5 protein-coding genes and 2 pseudogenes are annotated in these 6,615 nt (G+C 52.3%); 5 read left to right on the forward strand and 2 right to left on the reverse strand.

From position 1 onward, the window contains the following. From AC1DVH_RS24455 to AC1DVH_RS24470, 4 genes and pseudogenes are all read left to right on the forward strand, one after another. On the forward strand, window positions 1-1,100 hold a 1,100-nt coding region (locus tag AC1DVH_RS24455), incomplete at its 5' end, for an OprD family porin (protein ID WP_477755988.1). Window positions 1,101-1,273: 173 nt separating this feature from the next. Further along, window positions 1,274-2,230 carry a cyclase family protein gene (locus AC1DVH_RS24460; protein ID WP_223502628.1) on the forward strand — a complete coding sequence of 319 codons (957 nt, stop codon included), beginning with the start codon at window positions 1,274-1,276 and terminating at the stop codon, window positions 2,228-2,230. A gap of 423 nt (window positions 2,231-2,653) precedes the next feature. Beyond that, window positions 2,654-2,893: pseudogene (locus AC1DVH_RS24465) on the forward strand (histidine/lysine/arginine/ornithine ABC transporter ATP-binding protein); the annotation flags it as partial. Between the two features lie 12 nt (window positions 2,894-2,905). Beyond that, window positions 2,906-3,073, forward strand: a pseudogene (locus AC1DVH_RS24470) (AsnC family protein); the annotation flags it as partial. A 106-nt stretch (window positions 3,074-3,179) separates the two neighbouring features. Here AC1DVH_RS24470 and AC1DVH_RS24475 read toward each other — a convergent pair. Both AC1DVH_RS24475 and AC1DVH_RS24480 read right to left on the reverse strand, forming a co-directional pair. Continuing rightward, on the reverse strand, window positions 3,180-3,920 hold the full coding sequence (locus AC1DVH_RS24475; RefSeq protein WP_223531567.1) for an SDR family NAD(P)-dependent oxidoreductase: 741 nt from the start codon (window positions 3,918-3,920) through the stop codon (window positions 3,180-3,182). 193 nt (window positions 3,921-4,113) lie between these two features. Next, window positions 4,114-5,451, reverse strand: a complete 1,338-nt coding sequence (locus tag AC1DVH_RS24480) for an MFS transporter (protein ID WP_477755989.1) — start codon at window positions 5,449-5,451, stop codon at window positions 4,114-4,116. Between the two features lie 506 nt (window positions 5,452-5,957). Between AC1DVH_RS24480 and AC1DVH_RS24485 the strand changes: the two genes are divergently transcribed. Next, the coding region (locus AC1DVH_RS24485; RefSeq protein WP_477755990.1) for a sugar phosphate isomerase/epimerase family protein at window positions 5,958-6,615 on the forward strand (658 nt) is incomplete at its 3' end.

Here is a 6,615-nt window from a genome sequence, read left to right on the forward strand (position 1 = left end):
CGGCTTACCCGCAGAGCAAGGCCGAGGAGTGGACTCAGAGTTTTATCCTCGACGCCAAGTCCGGCTTCACCCAGGGCACCGTGGGTTTTGGTGTGGACGTGCTGGGGCTGTATGCGCTCAAACTCGATGGTGGTCGCGGTACCGCCAACACCCAGTTGCTGCCAGTGCATGACGATGGCCGTCCAGCCGATGATTTCGGGCGACTGGGCGTGGCGTTGAAGGCTCGGCTGGCAAAAACTGAACTGAAGGTCGGCGAATGGATGCCGGTACTGCCGATCCTGCGTTCCGATGACGGCCGCGCCCTGCCGCAAACCTTCCGGGGTGGCCAGGTGACTTCCCAGGATATCGACGGTTTGACCCTGTACGGCGGGCAGTTCCGCGGCAACAGTCCACGCAACGACGCGAGCATGGACGATATGTCGATGACCGGGAGGGGCGGGGTTACCTCCGATCGCTTCAACTTTGCCGGGGGCGAGTACAGCTTCAACAGCAAGCAAACCATGATTGGCCTGTGGAATGCCGAGCTCAAGGACATCTACAACCAGCAGTTCATCAACCTGGTGCACAGCCAAACAGTGGGTAGCTGGGTATTGGGCGCCAATCTTGGCTACTTCATCGGCAAGGAAAGCGGCAGCGAGCGGGCAGGGGAGCTGGACAACAAAACCGCCTCCGCCCTGTTCTCGGCCAAGTATGGCAGCAGCACCTTTTACCTGGGCTTGCAGAAGGTCAGCGGCGACAACGCCTGGATGCGCGTCAATGGCACCAGCGGCGGCACCCTGGCCAACGACAGCTACAACTCCAGTTACGACAATGCCAAGGAGCGGTCCTGGCAGTTGCGTCATGACTTCAACTTCGTTGGTGTGGGCATTCCCGGGTTGACCCTGATGAACCGCTACATCAGCGGTGAAGACGTGCACACCGCGACTGTGAGTGACGGCAAGGAGTGGGGCCGGGAGAGTGAGTTGGCCTATGTGATCCAGAGTGGCAGCCTGAAAAACCTGTCGCTGAAATGGCGCAACAGCACCCTGCGTCGCGATTACAGCAGCTTGGAGTTCGACGAGAACCGTCTGATTATCAGCTACCCCTTCTCGGCGCTTTAACACCGCTAAACAGATCGCACGCTACGCCAGCGGCTACAGACTTTTGTAGCCGCCGCTCGTTTGTCATTAAGCGAGCACTTTCATTTCAATGTTTTGTATGTCTTGAGCGGTAAGGACGCAAGGCGCATTAGTCGTGCGCTTCAATAACCACCGTGACTGAAAAGGAAAACATCATGACTACTGCAGTTCCTAAGATGGATGATTTTTTGAAGGACGCTCCTTCTAACTGGGGCAAGTGGGGAGCGGAAGACGAAGTTGGCTCTCTGAATTACCTGACCGCGCAAGAAGTCATGCGCGGGGTTGCGCATATTAAGACGGGAAGCGTATTTACTTTACAGCGTATGATCGGTGATCCCGCAGGCGATCCGGTTTGGCCAGGCCGTACCCCGGCGGAACGTACTATGGTTCTCGATGAGTCAAGCTGGGACAATGATCATGGCCCATGTTATCCCGGCGGGTTGCACTACGCTGATGACAAGATCGACGCGTTCCTGCAAGGCTCCACGCAATATGATGCGCTTGGCCACCTCTGGTACGGCGGGAAAATATGGAACGGCTACGACGCGCGAACAACTGTGGGTGGCCTCGACAAGGCCAGTGTCGCACCTATCGGCGAGCGAGGAGTGGTCGGGCGCGGCGTATTACTGGATATGGCACGGCATCGTGGCAAGCGCATGCTGGATAAAGGTGAGACATTCACTCACATGGATCTTATGGCGTGCGCAGAGGCTCAGGGCCATACGATCGAGCCCCACGATATCCTGATTATCAGGACTAACTTCCTTCAAGCTTTCTATGAGCAGGGCGAGGCGTTTTACGACGGATTCTGCGAGCCAGGGCTTACATATTCGGAGGAGCTTGTTCGATGGTTCCATGACAAGGAAATTCCAAACCTTGTCACCGATACCATCGCCAATGAGGTCACGACAGACCCAGTATCAGGTGTGGCTCTGCCGCTACACTGCGCTTTGATGCGTAATCTTGGTATCGCCTTTACGGAGATCTGCGACCTGGAAAAGCTAGCTGAAAGTTGCGCGAAAGACAGGCAGTATACTTTCCTTTATGTGGCAGCCCCGCTGAAAGTACATCGCGCTGCCGGATCACCGGTCAATCCGGTAGTGATCAAGTAGTCGTTTATGCTGGGGCAGGTTTACTCCTGCCTCAGCATATGTGAAAGCCGCCGACTCCTGTCTCAACCTAGTACATTCGCTGGCTCGGTGATAGAAAACCCATCCGTGGCTGGGCGATCTCTATGGCTCCTTTGTGAGTTTGGCAAGAGTCGAGCCAGGCACGCGACTTTCATCTAACAACGTTTGCTGCGACCAGCTAGGCCGAGTGATTGCTCGAACCCTCGAGCTATTTACCTGGCGATGCAAGTATGTTGCGGCCTAACTCCAGCCACGCCTTAGCCGCGAAAGAAAGTTCGCCTTGCCTTCACCATGCGAGTGATACTTTCCAGGTCAGCGATGGTGATCGGATTCCTGCGATCGTGAAGCTGTTAGCGTCAAGTGTGTCGCAGAATATGCGGGGGAGGAGGGTAATTCCGACACCCAGATTCGCCTACATCGGCGCTGGACCCTGAGGTGTGGGAGAAGTGCAGAAAGTCATCCAACGGCTTGCAGAAGAAGGTCGGACCATGATCATGGTGACCCATGAAATGGGTTTTGCCCGCAAGGTCTCGAACCAACTGCTGTTTCTTCATCAGGGCTGGTCGCGGAGCAGGGGGGGCAGAAATTCTGGGCAACCCCCGAAGCGAGCGTCTGCAGCAATTTCTGTCCAATGGATTGAAGTGAAAAACCTTCTATATGAGTAACGGAAGACATACCCTCAGGACTTTCGAGCCGTTGGGGCGTATCGACGAGGCAATTATTGATGTGCTGCGTCACAACGTGCGCATCACTTACAAAAAACTTGCCTCACTTGTTCATTTGAGTCAGAGACCTTACCAGCAGCGTGTACGTAAGTTGGATAAGACTAGGGGGGAGCGAAAAACAGCATTACTGACTGAATAGCATCAGTCAGCAAATGCGAAGGTACTATGTGCAAAAGTACAGAACTGAGTGAAGGGCACTCGCTGAGTCAATAAGTTGCACGTCCACCCGAGAGGTCGAATGTAAAGCCAGTCGTAAAACTACACTCGGAACTTGCAATCCACGCAACCATCGCGGCGACTTCTTCGATCTTTACAAAGCGGCCCATCGGAATCTTGGCCTTGATGGTTGCGATGAACTCAGGTGTAACTTGTTTTAGGAGGTCGGTTTCGGCCATTGTCGGAGCGATACAGTTCGCCAAAACTCCTGAGTCGGCTAACTCCTTTGCGATGGACTTCGTGTAGGCAATGACCCCCCCTTTTGCTGCAGCGTACGCACTACTACCAGGATTGCCTTCTTTGCCAGCGATAGAGGCTACGTTGACAATGCGACCATATCCATTCGCCCGCATTTGCGGAATCGCTGCGCGGCAGGTGTTAAAAATTCCTGTGAGATTGATGTTTAGCACTCTCTGCCATTCGTCAATAGGGTATTCCCAAGTCGGGCTAATAACTCCGTTGATCCCCGCATTGTTCACTAAAATTTCGATTTTTCCAGTGACTGCAAGTGCTTCACCAAATGCTGTTTGAACTGCATTTGGATCTGAAACGTCGACGCATTGATTTAAAATCGGAGTAAAACCTGCTTGAGCAACATCAAAATCGTTGAAGTTGATATCCCAAAGGATGATCTTCTTGCCGTCTGCGGCTAACCGCCGTGCGATACCTAGGCCAAGCCCTCGAGCGCCGCCTGTAATCAGTGCTGTCTGGACTACATCTGTCGTACTCATTTTCTTCTCCCTCGATATCCGCGTCGGGTGTATTGATCGTATTTTAAGGACGGTATAGCCACCGTCTTGCTTCAATGGTGGCTACGCCGGTATTTCGTCGTCGTAGACGCTGCGCAACGTTGCGGTAGACAAGGTGGCTAATAATGTAATTTCAACTGCCGAGCGTCTGCGCCTTGAATCATCCGTAAAGGTCTCAGTCGTGCAAGTTGACCCAGCGGTATGACCAGAGGCTGGTCAACCCGCCGGCTAGGCAAAGACCACCGAGTAACAGCGCAACAGGAAGATACGAACCATTCGCATGATTGATTAACAATGTTGCTATCAATGGCATAAATCCACCGGTTGCACCGGCGAGGGCATATCCAAAGCCCGCTCCGCTATAACGAACTTTTGTATCAAATAAGCCCGAAAACCATACAGGCTGGACCGCTGTTGCCATATTATGGCAAATATTGATTAAGAAAAAAAAGCCAAGTGCTATTAGCGGTATCGAACCAGTTTGTAAGGCGTGAAAAAATGGGATGGCCGTAATCGCGCCGACTATGGAGGCAATTATGTAGAACCATCGAATTCCAAAGTGGTCCGCTAGTTTCGCAAACGTTGGTAGGGTAATCATCGCGAGCGTCATCGAGATCATTGATGCCACCATCACGCTGTCAGGTGAAGCTGTCGTGTAATTAGTGACGTAGGCCAAGGAAAAAGTGAAGGCCAGATAATAGGTGCTTTGATCGAGTAATCGCATACCGATGACCGCAAGAACTTGCAGGGGTCTCGTTTTGAGCACGATGCTTAGTGGGGCAGCTACTTCTGTCTGATGCTCTTTAACTTCTTGGAATTTTTCAGACTCTGGAACGGAGCGACGTATCCAGAGTGCGAACAATGCAAGAGAAATACTGAGCAGGAAAGGTATCCGCCAGCCCCACTCCAGGAATTGCTCGGGTGTCGTCAGCTTCTTACAAAGGAAAAAGACGGCGGTACCAATTAACAGACCGATGAAGGATCCAGTCTGTACACCGGCAGATAGAAAATTTCGGCGTTCCTTGGGCGCGCTTTCAACGGCCATCAAGGCTGCTCCTCCCCATTCTCCTCCCACAGCGAAGCCTTGAATTGCACGCAGTGCCACCAGCATGATCGGCGCCCATATACCCGCCGTCTCGTAAGTTGGTAGGGCGCCGATTAGCGCGCTGGCCAGYCCCATGATCAGCACAGTGAGCATGAGCATTGTCCGCCGCCCCATCTTGTCACCGAAGTGCCCGAATACGGCCCCCCCCAGTGGACGAAAAAGGAAACCAACGGCAAAGGTGCTGAGCGAAACTAGAAGGCCAGTCGTGGGCTCATCAGAAGGGAAGAACAAGGGGGCGAACACAGTAGCGGCAGCGGTCCCATAGAGGAAGAAGTCGTACCAGTCGACAATAGCTCCCACAGTGCCGGCGAGCGAAGCGCGACGCGCATCTGCAGGTGATTTAGGCGTTGGAAGAGCGGCAGTATGCGGCGATCGGGACGAACTCTGCACGTCAAGGTTGGTTGTCATCCTCTGCTCCAATTTAATTGTTATTAGTTCCGGTTGATATGACACAGCCAGATGTAGGCGGGCGACAGAGGGCATCGATGTTTTTGATTTGTTTCGGTCACCCGTTGAGCTTATAGTGGCACAGCCAGGGAGAAAGTGGAATAGTATTCCAGTAGTGCAGGAAGGTTATTCCATATTGCGTTCGATAATCGCCCAGCCTTTTGCTTGGTAAGCAAAAGGCTGGGCGTCGGGAGCTGCAACTGACGATAGACGGTAGAGGCTTGCCTAGCGTTAATGGGCGAAGTGCCACGCGTCATCATTTTCTAACGCGCTATCTCCTCCCACAGCTAAAAAATGTATCACAGAGAAATAACGCTTTATTTTGAATCAAGAGGTAGTCCTTTATGAGTGGTAATTCTGATACTCGCAGTATGTCATTGGCCAACCTAACAATAGGCCGAACTCCCCAGCCTGAACTAATTCATACAGCTGCAGACGCCGGATTCGGGAAAGTTGGTTTGCTTCTGATGACCGCCACCACCCAGCCTCTTCAATACGAAGTCCTGGGCAGGCCGCAAGTAATTAGCGATATCAAACAAGCTCTTCGTGATACAGGAATTGGTGTGTTTGACATTGAGGCGTTCGTTCTTTCGCCGGAAACTAATCTCGAGAAATTCAAGCCTGCGCTGGAATTGGGGGCGGAACTTGGTGCCACCCATATTTCGTCGATTGGAACAGAGCTTAGCGCTACTGCTAAGTTTCTTTCAGACGAGCAGCGAGTTGACCTTTTTGGGCGCCTATGTAATGAAGCTGCCAAATTTGGATTGACAGTGGGTGTGGAGTTTATGCTTTACCGTGATATAAAAACATGGCAGGAAGCGTTGTATATGATTGAGGCGGTCAATCCCTCAAATGCTGGATTGATTTTAGATGTACTACATTTCTTTCGTGGAAGTGGAACACCCTCGGACATCAAAAAGATACCTGTCGACCGAATCGCATATGCGCAGCTGAGTGACTGCTCGAATATTTCTCCATCAGTAGAGATGCTTGCTTTGGAGGCGCGTACGTCAAGGCTTCATTTAGGCGATGGCATAATTCCTTTGAGGGAGATAATCATGGAACTCCCGAAGGATCTCCAGTTAGTTATTGAAACGCCAGTTTCTGCCGAACTGTCTCTTTCTC

Source organism: Pseudomonas sp. P4_C3 (assembly GCF_056402075.1).

Excerpts from the sequence above, each read along its gene's own strand:
- AC1DVH_RS24475 (WP_223531567.1), bottom strand. The coding sequence starts at position 3,920 with ATGAGTACGACAGATGTAGTCCAGACAGCACTGATTACAGGCGGCGCT.
- AC1DVH_RS24460 (WP_223502628.1), top strand. The coding sequence starts at position 1,274 with ATGACTACTGCAGTTCCTAAGATGGATGATTTTTTGAAGGACGCTCCT.